This is a genomic window from Amycolatopsis sp. CA-128772 (assembly GCF_002904295.1).
Taxonomy (GTDB): domain Bacteria; phylum Actinomycetota; class Actinomycetes; order Mycobacteriales; family Pseudonocardiaceae; genus Amycolatopsis.
Map to the genome: position 1 here is coordinate 184,845 of NZ_PPHG01000080.1, position 21,991 is coordinate 206,835.

Here is a 21,991-nt window from a genome sequence, read left to right on the forward strand (position 1 = left end):
CCTAGTTCTTCAGGCCGTGTTCGATGGCTTCGATGATCCGCGGCCGCAGCTCGGCCGCCGAGATGATCGCGTCCACCGAGCCGACCTCGACCGCGCGCTGGATGCTGTGCACGCGGTCGAACTCCGCCGCGACCTCGCTGACCTTTTCCGCGCGGACCGCCGACTGGACCTCCGCCAGCTGGGCGCTCAGCGACGCGCGGGCCGCGCCGTCCGCCGCCGCCACCTGGGCCTGCAGCTCCGTCACGCGGGGGTCGTTCGCCGTGCGGTTGTTGACCTCGCCGGCGAACACCACCGCCGCCGCCGGGGCGCCGCCCAGCACCGAAGCGAACGAACCCTCCAGGGCCAGCACCGTCATGTTCGGGTTGAGCGCCTTGGAGAACACCACGAACGCGCCGCCGTGGTACCGCGAAATCACGGTGAACACGATCGGGCCCTCGAAGTTGACGATCGCCCGGCCGATCTCCGCGCCGTACTCCAGCTGCAGCTTCCGCAGCGACTCCGGCGAGCCGTCGAAGCCCGACAGGTTCGCCAGCACCACCAGCGGCCGGTTGCCCGACGCCGCGTTGATCGCGCGCGCGGTTTTCTTGGACGACCGCGGGAACAGCGTGCCCGCGGTGTAGGTGTCCGGCCCGTCGGTGGGCGGGAAGCCGCGGCGGGGGACCGACCGCGACTCGATGCCGACCAGGCAGACCGGGCGGCCGCCGATGTGCACGTCCTGCACCGCCGCGGTGTCCGCGTCGGCCATGCCCGCCCAGCGCTCCAGCACCGGGTGGTCCTGGTCGGACAGTGCCCGCATCACCGTGCGGATGTCGAACGGCTTCTTGCGGTCCGGGTTGTGCTCGGCCGAGAAGATCTGGCCGACCGTCGTGAAGTCGCTGCCGACGATCGCGTGCGGGTACGCCGAGACGTCCCGGTCGACCGGGTCGCTCGTGCCCACCTTGCGCGGCCCGGCTTCGCCCGGCACCACGTACGTGTGGTCGTAGTGTGCCATCAGCACTTCCCGCGCGGCCGGCAGGTTCGGCGCCCAGTACTGCGCCTGGCCGTTCGGGCCCATCACGCGGTCGTAGCCGCCGATGCCGAAGTTGTCCTCGGCCGACACGCCACCGGAGAAGTCGAGCGCCTGCTTGCCGGTGAGCACCATCGCCGAATCCGGCGTCATCACCAGGATGCCCTTGGTGTGCATGAGCATCGTGGCTTCGGCGTTCCAGTACGGCTGGGCGCCGACGTTGATGCCGTTGACCACGATGTTGATTTCGCCGCCGTCCTGGGTGAACGTGACGATCCGCTTGAGCGCGGCGGCGACCCAGTCCATGTTCTCGGTGCCCGAGGACATCGAGATCCGGGCGCCGGAGGACAGCGCGAACCACTCCAGGGGCACCTGCATCCGCTCGGCCAGGTCGAGCGCCGCGATCACCCGCGAGCACTCCGGCTCCGAGAGCGCGCCGAGCGACTTCGTCGGGTCGCCGAGCAGCACGACCCGGGTGACGCCTTCGGGGTGGCGTTCACTCGGGGTCGTGACGACACCGGCGACGATGGCCGCGGTGTTCTTGCCCTTGGGCCGGTCCACCGGGACCAGTGCGCCGGAGGAGTCCAGGTCGTGCTCGGAGAAGGTGCCATCGGGCCCGGCGAGCAGGTCGGTCAGCTCGTACGGGTAGACGTTGCCGCGCCGCGCCGCGCGCAGCACCTTCAGGCGGTAGTCGTCCAGCGGCTTGACCGGTTCGGTCGACGGCGCTTCGACGTGCAGCCGCGCGGCGTGGCCGGGGTCGAGGGCGATCCGGACGGCGAGCTCGGTCAGCTTGCCCGCCTCCGTGCGCCGCCGCGCCAGGAACTGGACCTCCTCCAGGCCCGCGCCCACCGAGGTCGGCAGGATGCGCTGGACGAGGGTGTTGAGCTCCTCGGTGGTCAGGTCGGTCGGCGGCCAGACGTACATCATGATCCGGTTCGTGTCGAACCGCTTGTGCTGCGGCCGCTGCGCCTGGATGTTGCGGATCGCGTCGAGGCAGGCGGTGACCGCGTCTTCGAGCGCCGGCAGGGCGACCAGGCGGCCGTCGGCCTCGCGCAACGGGGTGAGGTCGCGGACCTGGCCCATCGCGATCAGCCGCTCGTCGGCCGGGTTGGTCTTCGCCGTGGCCTTGAAGAGGTAGATCTCCTCGTCCGCCGACGGCAGCCGGGTGAGGTCGAACTCGCGCAGCCGCTGCAGCTGCAGGCGCTGGGCGATCTGCGGGTGCAGGCCGCGGATCAGCCGGTCCTCGGTGAAGCTGTCGCCGTCGCGTTCGAAGGTGAAGTGGTGGTGCATCACCGCGCCGCCGGTGCCGGCCACGGTGACCACGACCCGGCGCACCCCCGACGGCAGCGGGTTCCCGGCCAGCAGCGTGCCCAGCCGGGCCGCGGTCGCGTCGACGTCCGGCTGGTCCTCCCAGCGCAGGTACAGGTCGGCGACCACGCCTTCGGTGGCGACCTCGCCGAGCGCGCGGAGGGCGTCGGGCAGGGCGGTGATGTCGACGGCGGTGGTGACCAGCGGCAGCACGCCCTCGGACGCGTTCAGCTCGGCGGTCAGCCAGCGGTGGCCGCCGGCGTCGCGGACGGCGACCCCGGACAGCCGGCGGTTGCCGTAGTACCGGCGGGTCAGCACTTCCAGCAGCGGCGCGTGGTCGCGGCCCGGGCGCCCGATCCGCTGCCCGATCAGCCGCACCAGTGGCTGCGAGCCGGTGATCATGGCCTGGATCCGCTCGGCGCGGTCCGGGGCCTCCGGGTGCTGGTCGAGGTAGCTGAGTTCGGTGCGGACGGCGGCGTAGACGCGGGCCCGGCTGCGGCGCAGCAGCGGCTGGGCGAACCAGCGGAAGACCACGCCGCGGGCCAGGTCGGACACCACCGGGAAGCGCACCTGCGTGGCTTCGACCAGGTGCTCCAGGGCGAGCCCGGCGCGTTCGCCGAGCGGCTCGGCCGGCGGCGCCCCGGCCAGCCACTGCCGCAGCAGCTCGGAGACGACGGCGACGTCGGCCGACATCCGCTGCTGGGCCAGGAAGATCCGGAAGACCGCGGCCTCCAGCTCCGGCGTGCGGTCCAGTTCGGTGACGCCGTAGTGCGCGAGGACGCGCTTCAGCTTCGCCTGGAACCCTTCGGTGACACCGGCGCGTTCGACGTCGAGGCTCTGCAGGTAGCTGTGGAAGAACTCGCGCGGGCTGTGCACGGCGCCGTTCGGCACGGTGTCCTCGCCGCCCGGGGTGTTGCGGCTCAGCTCGGACAGGTCCGCGAAGAGGGTGAGCAGCTCCAGCTCGCCCTCCACCGGCCGGCCGCCCAGCTCGGCGCGGGCCTCCAGGTACGCGGCCAGCACGCGCTTGCGCTCGACCGGGTCGACGTCGAAGCCGAGCAGCAGGCTGCGCAGGTCCTGGCGCCCGCGTTCGACGCGGTCGGCCGCGGAAACGCCGTCCGGGACCGACGGCAGCTCGATCTCGACGGTCTCGCCGGTGTCGGCGGCTTCCTCGGCGTCGTCGTCGGCGAGGGGTTCCAGGCGCATCAGCGGCGCGCCGGTCTCGACCTGGCTGCCGACCGACACCGGGCATTCGCGGACGCGGGCGCGGAACGGCGCGCGCAGCACCGTCTCCATCTTCATGCTCTCCAGCACCAGGATCGGCGCGTTCGCCTCGACCTCGTCGCCGACGGCCAGCGGCGTGGCGACGACCAGCGCGGGCGCGGGGGAGCGGACGACGCCGCCTTCGTCGCGGCTGATGCGGTGGGTGACGCCGTCGACCTCGACGAGGTGGATCGGGCCGTGCGTGGCCGAGACCAGCCGGAAACTCCGCCCGTTGACCAGGATCCGGCCGCTGTGGGCGTCGAAGCGGTCGATCTCGATGTCGGCGTGGTGGACGTCGGACGCGCCCGCCGAGATGCCGACGCGGAAGCGGGTCCGCCCGGCGCGGGCCACGCCGACCCGGTAGCCGACGCCGCGGAGCTTGAGGTCGAGCGGGCGGCCGCTCTCGTGCTGCACCTGCGGGCGCCCGCCGTGCGCGGTGGACAGCAGCCGCTGGACCGAGACCTCTTCTTCGTCCTGGTAGGCCTCGATGGCGGCCGCGGCGAGCGCGATCGCGGAGTGCCGGTGGGTGACCAGGCGGCCTTCGGCGCGGACGCGGTCGATCCAGCCGGTGTCGGCGCCGGCGTCGATCACCTCCGGCTGGTCGAGCAGGTCGAGCACGAAGCTCTTGTTGGTCGCGCCGCCCTCGATGATCACGGTGGTCTCGGCCATCGCCCGGCGCAGCCGGCCGAGCGCCTCGTCGCGGTCGCGGCCGTAGGCGATGATCTTGGCGATCATCGAGTCGAAGTCCGCGGGGATGGTGTCGCCCTCGCTGACGCCGGTGTCGACGCGGATGCCGGGGCCGGCGGGCAGGGCCAGCCGCGCGATGCGGCCGGGGGAGGGCGCGAAGTCGCGGTCGGGGTCCTCGGCGTTCAGGCGCGCCTCGACGGCGTGACCGCTCTCGGCGGGCTGCTCGCCTTCGAGCTTGCCGCCGTTCGCCACGTGCAGCTGCAGCTTGACCAGGTCGGTGCCGGTGGTGATCTCGGTGATCGGGTGCTCGACCTGCAGCCGGGTGTTGACCTCGAGGAAGGCGAACAGCTTCTCGCCCGGGTGGTACAGGAACTCGACGGTGCACGCGCCGCGGTAGCCGACGGCCACCGCCAGCCGTTCCGCCGACGTCTTCAGCTCGGCGGTCTGCGCCGGCGCGAGGACCGGCGACGCCGACTCCTCGATGATCTTCTGGTTGCGCCGCTGGACCGAGCAGTCGCGGACGCCGAGCGCCCACGCCGTCGTGCCATCGGAAATGACCTGGACCTCGACGTGCCGGGCGCCGGTGACCAGGCGCTCCAGGAACACGACGCCGGAGCCGAACGCGCGCAGCGCCTCCTGGCTGGTGCGCTCGTAGGCGTCGGCGAGGTCTTCGCCGGAGGCGACCATGCGGATGCCGCGCCCGCCGCCGCCCGCGGTCGCCTTGAGCATCAGCGGGTAGCCGATCCGCTCGCCGGCCTTCAGCGCGTCTTCGAGGGTGGCGACCTCGCCGCGGCTCCACGGCGCGACCGGCACGCCGACCTCTTCGGCGATCAGCTTCGCGCCGATCTTGTCGCCGAGCTTGCGCATCGCGTCGGCGCTCGGCCCGACGAAGGTGACGCCGACCTTCTCGCACAGTTCGGCGAACGCCGGGTCCTCGGCGACGAAGCCCCAGCCGACCCAGGCGGCGTCGGCCTTCGTCTCGACCAGCGCTTTTTCCAGCTTGGCCAGGTCGAGGTAGGGGCGGGCCGAGGCGGGGCCGAGGTCGTAGGCCAGGTCGGCTTCGCGGACGAAGGTCGCGGTGCGATCGGCGTCGGTGTAGAGGGCGACCGTCTCGATCCGCGTCCCGGTTTCCGCCGACAGGTCCCGGACGGCGTGGATGAGCCGCATCGCGGCCTCTCCGCGGTTGACGATGGCGACACGACTGAACACCGGCTGAGCCTCCCAAGTACGCACGCGCAGAAGGCGACGCACCTGTCCTGGAACGTCGCCCGCACCTGTGTACACCCTGCTGGATAACGCGGGGTAGACCAATGTCCGCCATGGCGCATGCCGGGGCGGCTGAGTTGTGGGGACCCGACAAAAAGCGACCCGCACCACATCGTCCGGACCGGCTTTTACGCGAGGTCTGCCACAAAGCCCCTACGACCGGGAAACAGGGGGTGACGCGGCGGTGATCAGGAGGCGAGCAGGACGTCGGACTCCAGGACCTGCCCGAGCTCGCGGCGTTCGGCTTCCGACAACGGGACGGCGGCGACCTCGCACCGGCCGTCGGGCCCGGGCGCGGTGGTGACGGCCAGCACCGGCCGCCCGTCGATTTCGCGCAACGTGACCCGCCCACCACAGGACAGGTCGACGGTCACCCCGGGACGGTCGCGATGCCTGCCCAGCCAGCGGCCGACGAAGTCGAACGTCATCGCGGTCTCCCCTCGGTACGCGCTCCCTCGGAGCACAGGTGTCGGTACCTGATGCCCCGGATACCGCGGGTTTACACCCGATCGTGCGAACACGTGGGCGGCGCTGCCGCTTGGCGAGCCGCGCGAACTCTTTCAGCGCTGCACCGATCCGGGGAAGGTTCCCGGTCCCCGACCTTGATCTCCGGCGCGAGTTCCGCCAGCAGCCCGAGCGGGACACGCGGGGTGCGCGCGGCGGCCCGGGAGATCTCACGGCTCGCATCGCGGGCGAGCAGCCGCGGAAGGAACGCGCCGGCGGCCGGGTTGCTCGCCAGGTCCAAGCGGACGCCCGACAGGTGGTCCTCGGCGGATTCGCGCACCTGTCGTCGGCGCGGGACGCCCGTCCGGCGGATCAGCCTGATCGCGCCGACGGGATAAGGAATTCGTTGGAATGGCGGGTTCGCGGCCAAGGTGCACGGCAGAGCGATGGGATCCGCCTCCGTTTTCCACGCTACCGGACAACACCGACAAAAACGGCGGGTCGTCCGCCACCCATGAGGCGCGCCCGGCCCCCGTGCCACCCCATGCTGGCCGGATGAAGCTCGGGCAGTTGACGTCGGCGGCGCGGGAGGTCTTCTCCGCCCGGCTGGTCTACGGCGAACCGGTGGAGCAGGGCGGGACCGTCGTCATCCCCGCCGCGACCGTCTTCGGTGGTGGCGGGGGCGGTGAAGGCGGCTCCGGTCCGCTGCCCGTCCGCGAAGGCGCCGGGTTCGGGGTCTTCGCCCGGCCCGCCGGCGCGTTCGTGGTCCGGGACGGCGCTGTCACCTGGGTTCCCGCCGTCGACGTCACGCGGCTGGGGCTGGCCGCCGCCGTTGTCGTGGTCGCGCTCGCGAAGGTGCTGGCCAAGCGCGTCCGGTCCTGAGCGCGCTCCGCCGGAAGTTCACCGCCGGTTCTCGTCCGCGTTCGCGTGCGCCGCCTAGCGTCGGAACCCGGAGGTTGCGATGGAGACTGGAGATTTCACCCGGCGGACGCTGCTGCGCGCCGGTGGGGTGGCGGTGGCCGCCGGGATGCTGCCCGGCGTCGCGTTCGCCGAGCAGCCGGGTGGCTCCGGGAGCCGGACGCGTACCGTCACCGGCACCCTGAAACCGGACGTGCCCGACTGGTACTACCTGCCCGTCGACGTCCCGCGCGGGGTGCGGCAGATCGACGTCGGCTACTCCTACGACCGGCCGGCCGTGCCCGCCGGCACCCGGGGGAACGCCTGCGACATCGGCATCTTCGGCCCCGAAGGCCACGAGCTGGGCACGGCGCGCGGCTTCCGCGGCTGGTCCGGCGGGTTCCGCGACCGCTTCTTCATCAACGCTTCCGAGGCGACTCCCGGCTACCTCGCCGGGCCCGTCGAGCCCGGCCGGTGGCACGTCATCCTCGGCCCGTACACCGTCGCGCCGCAGGGCTTGGCCTACCGCGTCGACATCACGCTCACCTTCGGCCCCGACGGCCCGCCCTTCGAGCCGGACCCGGCGCCGGAGACCGCGCCCGCCCGCGAGCGCGGTCGCGCCTGGTACCGCGGCGACAGCCACCTGCACACCGTCCACTCCGACGGCCGCCGGACCCCGGAGCAGCTGGTCGCCGACGCCCGCGCCGCCGGGCTCGACTTCATCGTCTCCACCGACCACAACACCTCGAGCTCGCAGCTGCAGTGGGGTGCGCACGCCCGCGACGACCTGCTCATCCTCAACGGCGAAGAGGTGACGACCCGCTCCGGCCACTGGCCGGCGATCGGCCTGCCCGCCGGCACCTGGATCGACTGGCGTTACCGCGCGGCCGACCCGCGCGACTTCCGCCGCTTCGCCGACCAGGTGCACCGCGCCGGCGGCCTGGTCACCGCCGCGCACCCGTTCGCCAACTGCTTCGGCTGCACCTACGAGTTCGCGCACGAGCTCGCCGACCTGGTCGAGGTCTGGAACGGCCCGTGGACCCAGGACGACGAGGCGAGCGTCATCCACTGGGACGGCCTCCTGCGCGGCGGCCGGTTCGTCCCGGCGATCGGCAACTCCGACGCGCACCACCCGGACCAGCGCGTCGCGCTGCCGCACACCGTCGTGCTCGCCGACCGCCTGCACCGCCGGGAGCTCCTCGCCGGGTTGAAGGCGGGACGTTCGTGGCTGGCCGAGTCGGCGTCGGTGCAGCTGGACTTCACGGTGTCCGGCGGGGGCGCGGTCGCGGGCATCGGCGACCGGCTCGCCGCGGGCACCGGGACGCCGGTGACCGCGCGGGCCGCCGTCGCCGGGGTACCGGGCACCACGGTGACCTTCCTCGACCAGCTCGGCCCGGAGCACACCGAGACCATCGGCGACGCGGGCGCGGCCACCGTCACGTGGACGACGTACCCCCGCTACAGCCGGTGGGTGCGGGTCGAGGTCCGTCGTCCGGCCGGCGGTCCGAACACGACGGTGCCGAACGCGATGGTGGCGATGTCCAACCCGGTTTTCCTCGGCACCGGCCACTGAACCCCGTCCCGTGCACCGCGTCTCCCTTTTGGGCAGACTGGTGCGAACGGGTGACGGGGAGGCAGGGTGCGCGGTTGTGGCCTGAAGGTGGCCATGGTCCTGGGTGCGGTCGTGGTGCTGACCGCGGGGATCATCGTGGTGGTGGTGCTGACGCGCGGCTCGGTCCGGACGCCGGGGTGCACGGTGGCGCTGCCGGGCGAGAACCAGTCGGCGTACACGTTCACCCCGGAGCAGATGAACAACGCGGCGACGATCTCGGCCGTCGGCGCCAAGATGGGCCTGCCCGCGCACGCGGCCACGGTGGCGCTGGCGACGGCGTTGCAGGAGTCGAAGCTGCGCAACCTCGAAGGCGGTGACCGCGACTCGGTCGGCCTGTTCCAGCAGCGGCCCAGCCAGGGCTGGGGCACGATCGCCCAGCTGCGCGACCCGGTCTACGCGGCGACGGAGTTCTACGAGAAGCTCGAGAAGCTGCCCAACTGGGACACCCTGCCGATCACGGAGGCGGCCCAGGCGGTCCAGCGATCGGGCGTCCCGGACGCCTACGCGCAATGGGAACCCCAGTCCCGGGCGATGGCGGCGGCGTTCAACGGCCAGTTCCCGGCCGCGCTGACCTGCCGGAACCTGACCCTGACGGCCCCCGGTGACCTGGGTGCGGCGGCCACGCAGGAGCTGGGCGCAGCCACCTTGAGCGGAGCCCACCCGGCGGCTCAGGGCTGGGCGTACGCGACCTGGCTGGTGGCCCGCGCGGAGGCCCTGGGCGTGGACAAGGTCAGCTTCGCGGGGCAGACGTGGACGGCCGAGTCGGGCGCCTGGGCCGCGGAGGCGACAGCCGGCCAGGACCTTTCCCTGCACCAGGCCCCGGCGGCCCGGGTCAGCGAGTAGCGGCCGCCCAGCGAACGGCCGGGCCCATCGCCCAGCCCGCCGCCAGGAACGCCGCCCCCAGCAGCAGCCAGCCCGGCAGCCCCCAGCCGACGACCACCGTGCTCAGCAGCAGCGGGCCCACCGCGCGGGCCACCGAAATCCCGCTGCCGAAGAAGCCCTGGTACTCGCCCTGCTTGTCCGCCGGGGCCAGGGCGAAGCCGATCTCCCAGCTGCCCGCCGACTGCAGCATCTCGCCCGCCACCTGCACCAGCGCGCCCACCACCAGCACCGCGAACGCCACCGCCGGCGACGCCCCCAGCGCCGACGAGGCGAACGCCACGCACGACGCGAGCAGCAGCACGCCCGACCGGCGCACCATCCGCGTGGCCGAACCGAGGGTCGTCAGCCGCCCCGCGACGCGCACCTGCAGCAGGACCACCACGACCGTGTTCAGCACGAACAGCGCCGACACCGTCCAGCCCGGCGCCGGAGTGTGCTCGACGATCCACAGGGGAATCGCGACGCTCAGCAACGGCATGCGCAGCAACAGAATCGCGTTGAGCGCCGTCACCAGCGCGTAGGGCCGGTCGCGCAGCACCGCCGACTTCGGTGCCGCGGCGCGCGGGGACGACGTCCGCGGCAGCGCCGGGAGCGCCTGCAGCAGCGCCGCCGTCACGACGAACATCGCCGCGTCGAGCACGAAGACCGTCAGGTAGGCCGAAGCCGTGTCGGCCGACAGGGCGAGGCCGCCCAGGCCGGCGCCCACCGCCAGGCCGGCGTTGCCCGCCGACTGCAGGTGGGCCCGGATGCGCGTCCGGCGTTCCGGGTCGGCCAGCTCCGCCAGCAGCGCCTGGCGGACGGCGGCCAGCCCCGTCTGGCAGCTGCCGTAGAGGCACGCCGCCAGGACGAACAGCAGCGGCGTCCGCACGAAGAGGAACGCGAGGATCGACGCGCCCGTCGCCAGGGCCAGCAGGACGGCCGAGCCGCGGGTGCCGTGGCGGTCGGCGAGCCGCCCCAGCGGCACGCCCGCGACCGAGCCGGCCGCCCAGCCGAGCGTCAGCCCGAGGCCGACCTGGGCCGGGGTCAGCCCGGCGATCCGCGTGAAGAACAGCACCGAGCAGGTCAGGAACGCGCCGTCGCCGAGTGAGCCGGCCAGCTGGGCGGCCGCGAGCAGCCGGCCGGCCCGGCGGGCCCCCGGACGTTCGAGAAGCACTGTCATGGCAAGTACGTTAGAGCCTGGTTTGGCCCGATCCCAGATCCAATTCCGCGCAAGAAAATTGGGCCAATGTAGGGTCGGCGGGATGGACTTCCACGTCAGCCTGGCCGGGCGCGGCGACCTCAGCGTCCGGATCTACCGGCAGCTGCGGGACGCCGTGCTGGACGGCCGGCTGCGCGCGGGGGAGCGGCTGCCGCCGACCCGCGAACTCGCGCGGCGCCTGGCCGTCTCGCGCAACACCGTCGCGGTGGCCTACGACCGCCTCACCGCCGACGGCTTCCTCACCGGGCGCGTCGGCGCCGGGACGTACGTCTGCGCCGAGCTGCCGGCGCCGAAGCCGCGCACCACGCCGTCGAGGAAGGGGCCGCAGCCGAAAGCGGTCTGGCGGGATCTGCCGCCCCCGGCCACCGCGCCCGGCCGCGCGCCGGTGTTCGACTTCCGCGTCGGCATCCCCGACGCCGCCCTGTTCCCCCTCGCAACGTGGCGGCGGCTGCTCGCCCGCGAACTGCGGGACACGGCCGGATTCGCGCACTACGCCGAGCCCGGCGGTCACCCCGGGCTGCGCGCGGCGATCGCCCGGCACGTCGGCGTCTCCCGCTCGGTGCGCGCCGGCGCCGACGACGTCCTCGTCACCCAGGGCGCGCAGCAGGCGCTGGACCTGCTGTGCCGCGTGCTGCTCGAGCCCGGCGACCGGGTCGCCGTGGAGGAACCGGGCTACCGGATGGCGCGGCTGCTGTTCGCCTCGCACGGCGCCGACGTGGTCGGCGTGCCGGTGGACGGCGAAGGACTCGACGTCGCCGCGCTGCCGCCGCGGACGAAACTGGTGTACGTCACGCCGTCACACCAGTTCCCCTTGGGTACACCGATGTCCCTGGCCCGGCGCACGGCGTTGCTGGCGTGGGCCGGCCGGGCCGGCGCGGTCGTCGTCGAGGACGACTACGACAGCGAATTCCGGTTCTCCGACCGGCCCCTGGAGCCGTTGCAGAGCCTGGACCGCGACGGGCGGGTGGCGTACGTCGGTTCGTTCTCCAAGACGCTGCTTCCCATGCTGCGCCTGGGTTTCCTGATCGCCCCGGCATCCCTGCGGGACGCGCTGCACCACGCCCGGCAGCTGTCCGGCTGGCACGGCGACCTGCCCGCGCAGGCCGCGCTGGCCCGGTTCGTCGACGAGGGCCTATTCGCCCGCCACCTCCGCCGCGCGACGAAGGTCTACGCGGAACGCCACGAGCGCATTACGACGACCCTGGAGCAGGTGTTCGCCGGCCGCCTGACCGCGGTGCCGTCGGCGGCGGGCCTGCACCTGTGCGCCCTCGCCGGCGAGGGCACGGACCTGACCCCGATCGCGGCCCGCGCGGAAGCCGACGGCGCGGCGATCCAGACCCTGTCCGACCTCTGCGGCGGATTTCCCGGCCAGGGCGTGGTGCTCGGCTACGGCTCGATCGCCTCGGAGACCATCGACGCGGGCCTGGCGGTGCTGGACGCCGCCTGGGGCTCGGCGTAGTGGTCGATGCGGCGCCGCCGCGCGATCAGCACGCCGCCGGCACTGGTCGCCACCGCCGTGACCAGGACCACCAGCCAGCCGCGGCGGAAGTCCGTCAGGTCCGGGGTGCCCGCGAACACCGCGACCAGCACCGCCGTGCCCAGGACCGTGCCGATCTGGCGCGTCGTGTTGACCATCGACGATCCCGCGCCCCAGCGGGCCGGCGGCAGGACCGTGCCGACCACGCCCGACAGGCTCGGCAGGATCAGCCCGACGCCGAGGCCGGTCAGCAGCTGGCCGGGCAGCATCGACGCCGCGTAGTCGCGGGTCGCGTCCATGCGCAGCAACCAGATCAGCGCTCCCGCGCCGAACGAGACGCCGCCGAGGGCGACCACCGGGCCGGGGCCGAAGCGGTGCACGAACCGGCTGCCGAGGATCGACACCGGGACCACCACCAGCGGGCCCGGAGCCAGGGACAGCCCCGCGACGAGCGCCGGTTCGCGCCAGATCGACGTCAGGAACAGCACGTTGCCGAAGAGCATCGCCGCGAAACCGGCGGCGAACACCCCGGTCGTCACGCAGGCCAGCCACAACGTCGGGACGCGCAGCGCCGGCAGGTCCAGCACCGGCACCGCGTGCCGCGCCGAGCGCAGGGGGACCCAGGCCAGCGCGACGGCGGCCACCGCGAACGCCAGCAGCACCGGCCGCGCGCCCCAGCCGTGGTCGGACGCCTCGACCAGCGCATACGCCAGCGCGCCGACCCCCACCAGGAGCCCGGTGGCGCCGAGGACGTCCGGGACGCCGCTGGTGCTGTCCCGCGACTCGCGCAGCACCCGCGGCCCGGCCAGCAGCGTCAGCGCGCAGATCGGCAGGTTGACCAGGAACACCCAGCGCCAGGACGCCTCGACGAGCAGGCCGCCGACCGGCGGGCCGAGGGCCGCGGCCGCCGCGCCCACCGACGCCCAGACGCCGACCGCCACCGGGCGCCGGTGCGGCGGGAACGCCGTCAGCAGCAGCGCGAGTGACGTCGGCATGACGAGCGCGGCGCCGATCGCCTGCACCGCACGGAAGGCGATCAGCGCGGGGATCGAAGGCGCGGCCGCGCACGCCGCCGAGGCGAGGGTGAACACCGCGACGCCGAGCAGGAACAGCCGCTTGCGGCCGTAGCGGTCGGCCAGCCGCCCGGCCGGGGCGAGGCAGGCGGCGAACAGCACGGTGTAGCCGTTGAGCACCCACGACAGGGTGGCCAGGCCGTCGCCGGGGAACGCCGCCCGGATGCCGGGAAAGGCGATCGTGACGATGAACGTGTCCAGGCTCGCGAGGAACGCGGCCGTCGAGACGACGAGCAGCACGAGGCCGGGCTTCGGCGGGGTGTCGGTCATGGTCCTCCTAGGTTCGATAAAACAACCTAGATGGACGAGGTGAGTTTCAACAAGAGACTTAGGCGGCAGCCCGCTCCTCGGCGCGAGCCTTCAGCGCGGCGAGGGTGTGCTCGATCGACTCGATGTTGTAGCCGGGCCGGTCGGCGCGGCCGGTGACGCGCGGCCCCATGAATTTGCGCACGACCCAGCTGCCGATCCGGTACCAGTTCTCGGTGACCACGCAGCCGCCCGCGGCCGGCGCCAGCACGTACTCCCACCGCGAAACCCGCGAGCCGAGCGGCGTGCGCACGTCGAAGGCGAACCGGCGGCCCGGTTCGAACGCGACCACCCGCACCCGCGTCCACCACTGCAGCCGGCCGTTGCGGTTGCGGCCGCGGAACCGCGCGCCGAGGGCCGGCCCGGTGCCGTCCAGCCAGCGGCCGCCGACGTTCTCCGGGCTGAGCTCGCCCATCCGCGGCAGATCGGTGACCCACGCCCACACCGTGGCCGGGGCGGCCGGGACGGTCACACTGCGCGAAATCGTCGGCTCCACGCCCCGACGGTGACAGCGGTTCCGGCGGGCCGGCAAGGGCTTCCGGCGTTGTCCGCAGCCGAGGAGAGCCGGCCCGGGAAATTCAGCCGGTCAGGTTGGGTTGTCAACCCCTCGATGTGGGTATTACGCGCGCGGAGGACTCCCACGACACGGAGGGTGCGGTGGTCAGCGTGATCCCGATCGAGGTGGTGGGGATGGCCGTTCCGGTGCCCGGCGAGGCGCCGCTGATGCTGCTGCGCGAGCCGGAAGGAGCTCGCCGCTGGCTGGCCATCATGATCGGGTACGGCGAGGCCGAGGCCCTCGTGCGGGCGCGGGAGCAGATCGCCCAGCCGCGCCCGGGCACGATCGAGCTGCTCGGCGACGTCCTCGCGGCGTTCGGCCAGGGCGTCGCCGCGGTCGAGCTGACCGAGGTGCGGGACGGCATCTTCTACGCCGACCTCGTGCTCGCCTCGGGCACCCGCGTGTCGGCCCGCCCCAGCGACGCGGTCGCGCTCGGCCTGCGCCAGGGCGCGCCCATCCGCGTCGCCGAAGAGGTGCTGGACGTCGCGTCCGTGCAGCTCGAGGTCGAGCAGGAGACCGAAGGGCCGGCCACCGACGTGCTGGACACCGAGGCCGAGGTCGCCCGGTTCCGCGCCGAACTCGACGGCCTGCGGCCCGAAGACTTCGACGACCTGTGAAGAATCTTCTCCCGGACCGATGAATCCCGGCCGCGGCGCCGGTACACATACCGCCACCGGCCGGACGGGAGAACCATGCTGGACTTCGCGACGCGCACCGAGCCGCACCGGCGCGAGCTGCTCGCGCACTGCTACCGCATGCTCGGCTCGGTCCACGAAGCCGAAGACCTGGTGCAGGAGACGCTGGTCCGCGCCTGGAAGGCGTGGGCAGGCTACGACCCGGCCCGCGCGTCGGTGCGCACCTGGCTCTACCGGATCGCCACCAACGCCTGCCTGACCGCGCTCGAAGGCCGTGCCCGGCGGCCGCTGCCGTCCGGGCTCGGCGGCCCCGGCGACGACCCGGGCGCACCGCTCACGCCGTCGGCCGAGATCCCCTGGCTGCAGCCCTTCCCGGACGCCCGCCTCGACGACCCCGGCCTGCACCTGGCCCGCCGCGGCACCCTCCGGCTGGCGTTGCTGGCGGCGATGCAGACGCTGCCGCCGAAGCAGCGGGCGGTGCTGATCCTGCGGGACGTCCTGGAGTTCAGCGCGGCGGAGGTGGCCGGCTTCCTGGACACGACGCCCGCCGCGGTCAACAGCGCCCTGCAACGCGCCCGCGCCGGGCTCGGCGGCCTGTCGGCGGACGAGGTGCCCGAGCCGGACGACAGCGCGGTGGAGGCGGTCCTCGACTCCTACGTCCGGGCGTTCGAACGGGCCGACGTCGCGGGCCTGGTCGAGCTGCTCACCGAGGACGTCGTGATGGAGATGCCGCCGGTCCCGCTGTGGTTCCGCGGCCCGGACGGCTACGGCCGGTTCCTCGAGCTGATGTTCGCGCGGCGCGGCTCCGGCTGGCGCATGACGCGCACGAGCGCCAACGGCCGGCCCGCGCTGGTGGCGTACTGCCGCGACGACGCCGGGGTGTACCGGCTGCACACGCTGCAGGTGTTCACCGTGCGCGGGGGCCGGGTGGCGCACAACGTCGTGTTCGCCGACGCGGGCGTCCTGGCGCTGTTCGACCTCCCCGCGGTTCAGCCGGCGGCGCGCGCTTCCGACGGGCGGCCGTAGGCGCCGCCGTCGTTGCTGCGCTGCAGCAGGCCCTCGTCGACGAGGTAGCGGCGCAGGGTCGCGTGGTCGTCGTGGACCATCGAGAGCTTCTCTCGGACGTCCTGCTCGGTGTAGAGCCGGCCGGGTTCGAACCGCTCGGCGAGGTGGCCGAGCAGCAGCTGCCGCCGCTTGCCCGAGTGCGGGATCGTGACGAGCCGGCCGTGGCGGAAGAGCCCGTCGAGCGGATCGGCCGGGGCCTTCGCAAGCGCTTCGCGGAACACCTCGGGCGCGGCCCGGTAGCGGCCGCCGGTCACCGTGACGAGCCCCGCGTCGACCAGCCGCTTCGCGAGCTTGGCCGTGGCCGCGTCGGCCGGAAGCCCGTCGCCGTCGGCGCAGATGCGGGCGAAGAACTGCAGGCGGGCGGGGTCCGCGAGGGCGGAGACCAGCGCTTCCGGGGAGGCCATGGTGTGCGACCGTACCCGCGCCCGACCCGGCGGTGAACCGCTTTCCCGGCCGCCGTCCCGGTGGCGGCGGCGGTCCCAGTAGGTTGCTTTCGTGCCCCGTCCGCCCGAGACCGTGCCCGAGGCGGTGCTGCACGTCTCGATCGTGGACCGGCTGTTCGCCCGCGCGGACGACGACCGCCCGTTGTTCACCCACCAGGACCACACGCACCACGCGGAACACACGTGGACGTGGGCGGAGTTCGCCGCCCGGGTCCGCGTGGTGGCCGGGGAGCTGCGGCGGGTGGCCGAGCCGGGGGAGCGCGTTGCCATCCTCGCCGGCCAGGAGCTCGCTTATCCGCTGGCGTTCTTCGGCGCGCTGGCCGCCGGGCTCGTCGCCGTCCCGCTGATGGCGCCGTCGAGCCCCGCGCAGGCCGGCCGGCTCGCCGGCGTGCTGGCCGACTCGGGCGCGCGCCTGTGGCTGACGTCGGCGGCCGCGCGGGAGGGGCTGCCCGCGCACGAGCACGTCGTCGTGGCCGACGAGCTGACCGGGCCGGGCGCCGATCCGGTGCCGGTGCGCCCGGACAGCCCGGCCTACCTGCAGTACACCTCGGGTTCGACACGCGAGCCGGCCGGCGCGGTGATCCCGCACCGCGCGATCGTCGCCGCCTGCTGGCAGGGCAGCCTGGCGTACGCCGTCGACGAGGGCACGACCTGCGCCGGCTGGATCCCGTTCTTCCACGACATGGGCCTGATCCAGCTGCTGTGCCTGCCGGTCTTCTCGGGCGGCCGCTCGGTGTTCATGGCCCCGGCCGAGTTCGTGCACTCCCCGGGCCGCTGGCTGCGGCAGCTGGCCGGATATCCGGCGGTGTTCACCGCCGCGCCGAACTTCGCCTACGACCTCGCCGCCGACGCCGACACCGGCGAAGACCTCGACCTGTCGGACGTGCGGGTGGCGCTCAACGGCAGCGAACCCGTCCGGCCGCGCACGATCGAGCGCTTCCAGGAGGTGTTCGGGCCGCGCGGGTTCCGGCGGGCGGCGCAGCGGCCGTCGTACGGGCTCGCCGAAGCCACGGTGTACGTCGCCAGTGCGGGCGACGACGGGCCGCGCAGCGCGGTGTTCGACCGGGAGGTCCTCGCGCAGGGCCGGGCCGTCGAAACCGCGGGCGGGCAGGAGCTGGTGTCCGTCGGCCGCCCGGTCGGGCAGCTGGTCCGGATCGTCGACGACGGGCAGGCGCAGCCCGACGGCGTCGTCGGCGAAATCTGGGTGCACGGCCCGAACGTCGCCACCGGCTACTGGGGCCGCGGCGACGCGGCCGCGTTCGGCGCCGAGCTCGACGGCCTCGGCGGCTGGCTGCGCACCGGCGACCTCGGCGTCGTGCACCGCGGCGACCTGTACGTCACCGGCCGGCTCAAGGACCTGATCGTCATCGACGGCCGCAACTTCCACCCGCAGGACATCGAAGCGGCCGCCGGGGAGGCCCACCCCGCGGTCCGCCGCGACCGGGTCGCCGCGTTCGGCGTCACCGACTCCGGAGGCGAGGGCGCGGTGGTGGTGGCCGAGCGGGTGCGCGGCGCCGGCGCCGACGACCGGGAGGTGACCCGGGCGGTGCTGCGGGCGGTGTCCCGCGAACACGGCCTCACGCTGCGCGCGGTACGTCTGGTCCCTTCTGGTGGCCTCCCGCGCACATCGAGCGGCAAGGTCGCCCGGTCGGCCGCCAAGGCACGTTATGGTGACTTCCGTGGGTGATCACCGCGCCGAGGTCACGAAGGTCGTCTGCGACACCTTCCGGCTCGACCCGGCTCTCGTCGAGCCCGACGCGCCCCTGGAGGAGCTGGGCATCGACTCGAAGGGGCGGATCAAGCTGCTGGCGGCGCTGGAGATCTACTACGGCGTGACGATCGACCTGGACCGGCTCGACCGGTTCACCGACGTGGGGTCCGTGGCCGGCGTGCTCGCGGAAGCCCTGGGTACTCGCGGAACTTCAGGAGAGGCGCTGACATGAGCGGCGGGGGGTACACCGCGACGACCGAGGCGTTGTCGACGGCGGCCAAGACCATCGGTGACCTGGCGGAGCACCTGCTGGACGACAACCCGGACCTGCAGACCCCGCAGGTGACCGCGGAGAAGTTCGGCCGGGCGCACGGCACGCACGCCACCAAGTACACCGCGGGCGCGCAGGCCCTGTGGGCCGCGGTGTCCGGCTACAGCAGCACGCTGGACTCGTTCGGTACGAACCTCGGCACCGCCGGTTCGAGCTACGGCACCAACGAGGGCAACCAGGCCGGCGTGATCACGAACGCCGGGGGCTCGCTCTGATGGCCGAGAAGAAGAAGTGGTCCGACGTCAAGGCCGTCCTGGACGACCCGAGCGTCCCCGCTCCGCAGAAGAGTGCGCTGATCAGCAGCTGGCTGCGGGAGAACCCGCCACCGCCGCCGTTCCTGGCCGACCAGGAGCCGGACGAGATCAAGCAGAAGCGGCAGGAAGCCGAGAAGTACGCCAACGCCTACAACGCGAACCCGTTCTTCGCCGGCCAGTCCGTCGACGAGGCCTACGACAAGGCCAAGTCCAGCGGGGACCAGAACAGCTACAACGAGGACCAGGAAAAGAAGGCCGTCGACGACGGCAAGAAGAAGCTCGACGAGACGCGGCCGCCGGCCGCCGGTGAAGACGGCAGCACCAGCGGCGGCGGCACCAAGACCTCCGACGAGATCTTCGACGCCGCCGCGCCCGCGCTGAAGCTGTTCGAGACGTTCGGTTCGCTGCTGGCGAAGATCCCGGCCGACTGCCGCGGCAACACCCGCGCGCTCGACCTCGACAAGGACATCCGCGCGCCGTTCGACGAGCAGCGCGGGATCAGCTTCGCGGACTTCGTCGCGGACGCCGGGCACTTCAAGCACGGTGCGGAGACGGTGGACCGGACGCTGCAGGACACCGGCTCGCAGCTGGGCAGCCTGTACCAGAGCTGGAGCGGCGCGGGCGCCGACGCCGCGTCCGACGCCTACAACGACAAGATCCAGCCCAAGGCGGCGAAGCTGTCCCAGACGCTCGGCAACGCGAGCGAGGCGACGCTGAACACGGCCACCACGGTGTTCCAGCTGTGCAAGGGCAAGGCCGACGCGGTCATCGGGATGTACACCGACCTGGTCGGCAAGGCCGACTACACGATGGCGCAGAAGGTCGTGGCCGTCGCGAACGGCGAGCACGGCAACGAGCAGGACCTGGCCCAGATCGCGGGCTGGATGGACCTCAACTTCGGCACGAACCTGGTCAAGACGCTCAACGACCAGGGCTGCTGCGACGGCGACGAGATCAAGAAGCACGGCCAGGACCTGGCCAAGCAGTGGGTGCAGAACCAGTTCAACCCCGACATGTGGGACCGGCTGTACCAGGGCTTCGCGAAGACCTGCAAGGACACGAAGGACCTGGTCGACCAGGCGTACGACGCGCTCGACAAGGTCATGGGCGGGATCCGGAACGAGTTCGAGAGCGTTTCCCTGCCCGGCGGCCCGGGGACGACCGGCGGTACCGGTGGTGGTGCCGGTGGTGGTGCCGGGGGTGGTTCGGGCGCGACCGGGGGTGCCGGTGCGACCGGGGGTACCGGTGGCGGGACCGGTGGTGCGGGCAGCGGGTCGGGGTCCGGCAGTGCGGGCGGTGGTGGTGGCTCGGTGCCGCCGATTCCGGACACGCGCGCGGGGTCCGGCAGTGCGGGCGGTGGTGGTGGCTCGGTGCCGCCGATCCCCGACACGAGCGCGGGGGCCGGTGCGCCGGGTGGCGGCTCGGGCGCGGGTGGCGGTTCGGGCAGCGACCTGCCGAGCGGCGCCGGCTCCGGCGGGGGCTCGGGTCCGGGCGGTTCGGTGCCGCCGATCCCGGACGGGTCCACGGCTTCCGGCGGCTCGACGGGCGGCGGCGGTTCCGGCTCGCCGGGCGGCCAGGACGACCAGGCGGCCGCGGCCGAGGCGGCCAAGCAGCAGGCGGCACAGGAGGCCGAGGCGGCGAAGCAGAAGGCCGCGGATGCGTTGAAGGAGTTCAGCGGCCCGGGCATCCAGACCGACTCCGGCGCCGGCCTCGGCTCGGGCGGCGGCTCGGGCTCGGGTTCGGGTGGTCCGGGAGCCGACGGGACGGCACCGTCTTCGGTGCCCCCGCCCTCCGACACCGGCCAGGACGCGGCCGCCGCGGCAGCCGAGGCGGCGAAGAAGAAGGCCGCCGACGCGTTGAAGGAGTTCAGCGGGCCGGGCATCGACACGGAGTCCGGAGCGGGTGCCGGCGGTCTGGGCGGCGGCTCCGGCGACTCGGACTCGGGCTCGGGTTCCGGCGACGACGGCAAGGCGACGGCCGAGCAGGCCGCGGAGGACGCGAAGAAGAAGGCCGCGGACGCGCTCAAGGAGTTCGGCGGCCCGGGCATCGAAACGGATCCCGGTGGCAAGCCCGACGGCCTGCTCGGCGACGACGACCCGGACGTCTTGAAGGTCAAGCAGGGCGACAAGACCTTCGAGATGACCGAGCCGGACCACGACGGCAAGATGGACATCAAGGTCGGCGAGGGGCCCGGCGATCCGAAGGACTTCAAGCTCGACTGGTCCGACAGTCCACAAGGGACGGACGACGGCTGCTACCACCCCGGCGACGACGGCAAGATCCACATCGAGGACGGCGACCTCCGGATCACCGCCGAGCGGCCCGACGGCCCGGACGGCCCGACGGTCGTCACCGTCGACGACGGCAAGGGCACCCCGACGACCTACACCCTCGGCGAGGACGACAAGCCCGCGGGCGCGCTGGGCGCCACCCCGGCAAAGCCGGTCGACGACCTCCCCAGCCACCGGGGCACCCTCGAGGACCTCGCCTCACCCGACGGCACCGGTTCGCACCACGGCGACGGCCCGGACGACTCGGGCACGCAGGGCAGCGGCGCCGGATCCCACCACAGTGGCGGCCCAGATGACTCGGGCACGCATGGCGGCGGCGCTGGTTCTCACGACGGTGGCGGCCCCGACGACTCCGGCTCGCACGGCGGCGGTGGTTCGCACGGCGGCGGCGCTGGTTCTCACCACGGTGGCGGCCCCGACGACTCCGGCTCGCACGGCGGCGGTGGCTCGCACGACGGCGGCGCCGGTTCTCACCACGGCGGCGGTTCCGGCGACCCGGGCTCCCACCACGGCGGCGGCCCCTCGGCGTCCGGCTTCAGCGGCGGCTCGCACGCCGGCGCCGGCTTCCCGGGCGCCGGATTCGACCCCGGCGGGGCCGGGCTCGGCGAAACGCCGATGTCGGGCGGCGCCCACACCGGCGCCGGGCAGCCGCAGGCGCAGCCCGCGCCCGCGTTCGCGTCGGCGGCCGGGGCCACCGGTGCGCCCGGCTCGTCGATGTCCGGGATGCCCGGCATGGGGGCCATGGGCGGCGCCCACGGCGGTGGCGGTGGCGGCGACTCCGAACGCCGGGCCGCCTACCGGATCGACGGCGCCGTCTTCGACAACCTCGGCGAGCCCGGCCGCCGGATCATCGGCTCCCTCAACGACGACGAAGACCCGCCGTCCGCCCGGACCTGGTAGGAGGACCCGTGACCGACATCGGCGGGATGAAGGCCGAGCTCGACGCCCTCGTCCGCGAACAGGCCGACCGCCGGACCCTGCGGGAACAGCAGGGCGAGGAGATCAAGGCCCGCTCGCAGGAGTACATGACCAAGCAGGTCCAGGCGGCCGAGCGGTACGTCCAGCACGTCCGCGAAATGGCGCAGCGCAAGACGAAGTCGGGCTGGAGCACCGACCGCACGCACGCCGAACCGGCCTCCGCCTTCGACGCGGAGGCGTACCCCGGCCCGGCCGGCTTCGAGGCGGCGCCGGCGCCGCGGTCCGTGCGGGACGAGCCCCGGGCCGCGCGCCGGCCCCGCGCCGCCGCCGAAGAGGACGAGGATTTCGACAACCCCTGGTGACCGGTCACC

The 21,991-nt window shown here is 73.6% G+C and carries 17 protein-coding genes; 11 read left to right on the plus strand and 6 right to left on the minus strand.

Annotated features, from left to right (window positions below; genetic code table 11):
• Position 1: 1 nt before the first annotated feature.
• Positions 2-5,470: a biotin carboxylase N-terminal domain-containing protein gene (locus C2L59_RS33550; RefSeq protein WP_103353551.1), complete on the minus strand. Its 5,469-nt coding sequence runs from the start codon at positions 5,468-5,470 to the stop codon at positions 2-4.
• A gap of 245 nt (positions 5,471-5,715) precedes the next feature.
• Complete coding sequence (locus C2L59_RS33555; protein WP_103353552.1) at positions 5,716-5,955, minus strand: hypothetical protein; 240 nt, start codon at positions 5,953-5,955, stop codon at positions 5,716-5,718.
• 571 nt (positions 5,956-6,526) lie between these two features.
• On the opposite strand from C2L59_RS33555, the gene C2L59_RS33565 reads away from it, so the two are divergent.
• The 3 genes from C2L59_RS33565 to C2L59_RS33575 all read left to right on the plus strand — a co-directional run bounded on the left by C2L59_RS33565 (position 6,527) and on the right by C2L59_RS33575 (position 9,323).
• Positions 6,527-6,853, plus strand: a complete 327-nt coding sequence (locus C2L59_RS33565; RefSeq protein ID WP_103353554.1) for a hypothetical protein — start codon at positions 6,527-6,529, stop codon at positions 6,851-6,853.
• A 79-nt stretch (positions 6,854-6,932) separates the two neighbouring features.
• Entirely contained in the window at positions 6,933-8,441 is a 1,509-nt protein-coding gene (locus C2L59_RS33570; RefSeq protein WP_103353555.1) for a CehA/McbA family metallohydrolase, read from the plus strand.
• Between the two features lie 93 nt (positions 8,442-8,534).
• Positions 8,535-9,323, plus strand: coding sequence for a hypothetical protein (locus tag C2L59_RS33575; RefSeq protein ID WP_103353556.1), 789 nt, complete (start codon positions 8,535-8,537; stop codon positions 9,321-9,323).
• On the opposite strand, the gene C2L59_RS33580 is transcribed toward C2L59_RS33575, so the two are convergent.
• Positions 9,313-10,521, minus strand: a complete 1,209-nt coding sequence (locus tag C2L59_RS33580) for an MFS transporter (protein WP_103353557.1) — start codon at positions 10,519-10,521, stop codon at positions 9,313-9,315. The two genes, C2L59_RS33575 and C2L59_RS33580, sit on opposite strands and share 11 nt — an antisense overlap.
• Before the next feature lie 82 nt (positions 10,522-10,603).
• On the opposite strand from C2L59_RS33580, the gene C2L59_RS33585 reads away from it, so the two are divergent.
• Positions 10,604-12,019 carry a PLP-dependent aminotransferase family protein gene (locus C2L59_RS33585; RefSeq protein ID WP_103353558.1) on the plus strand — a complete coding sequence of 472 codons (1,416 nt, stop codon included), beginning with the start codon at positions 10,604-10,606 and terminating at the stop codon, positions 12,017-12,019.
• Here C2L59_RS33585 and C2L59_RS33590 read toward each other — a convergent pair.
• Entirely contained in the window at positions 11,947-13,380 is a 1,434-nt protein-coding gene (locus C2L59_RS33590; RefSeq protein WP_103353559.1) for an MFS transporter, read from the minus strand. The genes C2L59_RS33585 and C2L59_RS33590 overlap by 73 nt on opposite strands.
• 58 nt (positions 13,381-13,438) lie before the next feature.
• Positions 13,439-13,912, minus strand: a complete 474-nt coding sequence (locus C2L59_RS33595) for an SRPBCC family protein (protein ID WP_199199376.1) — start codon at positions 13,910-13,912, stop codon at positions 13,439-13,441.
• Between the two features lie 161 nt (positions 13,913-14,073).
• Between C2L59_RS33595 and C2L59_RS33600 the strand changes: the two genes are divergently transcribed.
• Positions 14,074-14,589: a bifunctional nuclease family protein gene (locus tag C2L59_RS33600; protein ID WP_103353560.1), complete on the plus strand. Its 516-nt coding sequence runs from the start codon at positions 14,074-14,076 to the stop codon at positions 14,587-14,589.
• A 75-nt stretch (positions 14,590-14,664) separates the two neighbouring features.
• Positions 14,665-15,633, plus strand: coding sequence for a sigma-70 family RNA polymerase sigma factor (locus tag C2L59_RS33605; RefSeq protein WP_103353561.1), 969 nt, complete (start codon positions 14,665-14,667; stop codon positions 15,631-15,633).
• Here C2L59_RS33605 and C2L59_RS33610 read toward each other — a convergent pair.
• Positions 15,597-16,076 carry a DUF2087 domain-containing protein gene (locus C2L59_RS33610; RefSeq protein ID WP_199199377.1) on the minus strand — a complete coding sequence of 160 codons (480 nt, stop codon included), beginning with the start codon at positions 16,074-16,076 and terminating at the stop codon, positions 15,597-15,599. The genes C2L59_RS33605 and C2L59_RS33610 overlap by 37 nt on opposite strands.
• A 91-nt stretch (positions 16,077-16,167) precedes the next feature.
• On the opposite strand from C2L59_RS33610, the gene C2L59_RS33615 reads away from it, so the two are divergent.
• The 5 genes from C2L59_RS33615 to C2L59_RS33635 are packed head-to-tail and all read left to right on the plus strand — an operon-like array spanning position 16,168 to position 21,982.
• On the plus strand, positions 16,168-17,802 hold the full coding sequence (locus tag C2L59_RS33615) for a fatty acyl-AMP ligase (RefSeq protein WP_103353562.1): 1,635 nt from the start codon (positions 16,168-16,170) through the stop codon (positions 17,800-17,802).
• Positions 17,795-18,058 (plus strand): acyl carrier protein, encoded by a 264-nt coding sequence (locus tag C2L59_RS33620; protein WP_233223818.1) that lies wholly within the window; start codon positions 17,795-17,797, stop codon positions 18,056-18,058. The genes C2L59_RS33615 and C2L59_RS33620 overlap by 8 nt, the downstream gene beginning before the upstream one ends.
• Positions 18,055-18,372, plus strand: coding sequence for a hypothetical protein (locus tag C2L59_RS33625; RefSeq protein ID WP_103353563.1), 318 nt, complete (start codon positions 18,055-18,057; stop codon positions 18,370-18,372). The genes C2L59_RS33620 and C2L59_RS33625 overlap by 4 nt, the downstream gene beginning before the upstream one ends.
• On the plus strand, positions 18,372-21,602 hold the full coding sequence (locus C2L59_RS50125) for a WXG100 family type VII secretion target (RefSeq protein WP_103353564.1): 3,231 nt from the start codon (positions 18,372-18,374) through the stop codon (positions 21,600-21,602). Before C2L59_RS33625 ends, C2L59_RS50125 begins: the two co-directional genes overlap by 1 nt.
• A gap of 8 nt (positions 21,603-21,610) precedes the next feature.
• Positions 21,611-21,982, plus strand: coding sequence for a hypothetical protein (locus C2L59_RS33635; RefSeq protein ID WP_103353565.1), 372 nt, complete (start codon positions 21,611-21,613; stop codon positions 21,980-21,982).
• The last annotated feature ends 9 nt before the right edge of the window (positions 21,983-21,991 follow it).

Coding starts and splice junctions, on each gene's coding strand:
- C2L59_RS33555 (WP_103353552.1), bottom strand. CDS start 5,955: ATGACGTTCGACTTCGTCGGCCGCTGGCTGGGCAGGCATCGCGACCGT.
- C2L59_RS33565 (WP_103353554.1), top strand. CDS start 6,527: ATGAAGCTCGGGCAGTTGACGTCGGCGGCGCGGGAGGTCTTCTCCGCC.
- C2L59_RS33570 (WP_103353555.1), top strand. CDS start 6,933: ATGGAGACTGGAGATTTCACCCGGCGGACGCTGCTGCGCGCCGGTGGG.
- C2L59_RS33575 (WP_103353556.1), top strand. CDS start 8,535: ATGGTCCTGGGTGCGGTCGTGGTGCTGACCGCGGGGATCATCGTGGTG.
- C2L59_RS33580 (WP_103353557.1), bottom strand. CDS start 10,521: ATGACAGTGCTTCTCGAACGTCCGGGGGCCCGCCGGGCCGGCCGGCTG.
- C2L59_RS33585 (WP_103353558.1), top strand. CDS start 10,604: ATGGACTTCCACGTCAGCCTGGCCGGGCGCGGCGACCTCAGCGTCCGG.
- C2L59_RS33590 (WP_103353559.1), bottom strand. CDS start 13,380: ATGACCGACACCCCGCCGAAGCCCGGCCTCGTGCTGCTCGTCGTCTCG.
- C2L59_RS33605 (WP_103353561.1), top strand. CDS start 14,665: ATGCTGGACTTCGCGACGCGCACCGAGCCGCACCGGCGCGAGCTGCTC.
- C2L59_RS33610 (WP_199199377.1), bottom strand. CDS start 16,076: ATGGCCTCCCCGGAAGCGCTGGTCTCCGCCCTCGCGGACCCCGCCCGC.
- C2L59_RS33625 (WP_103353563.1), top strand. CDS start 18,055: ATGAGCGGCGGGGGGTACACCGCGACGACCGAGGCGTTGTCGACGGCG.
- C2L59_RS50125 (WP_103353564.1), top strand. CDS start 18,372: ATGGCCGAGAAGAAGAAGTGGTCCGACGTCAAGGCCGTCCTGGACGAC.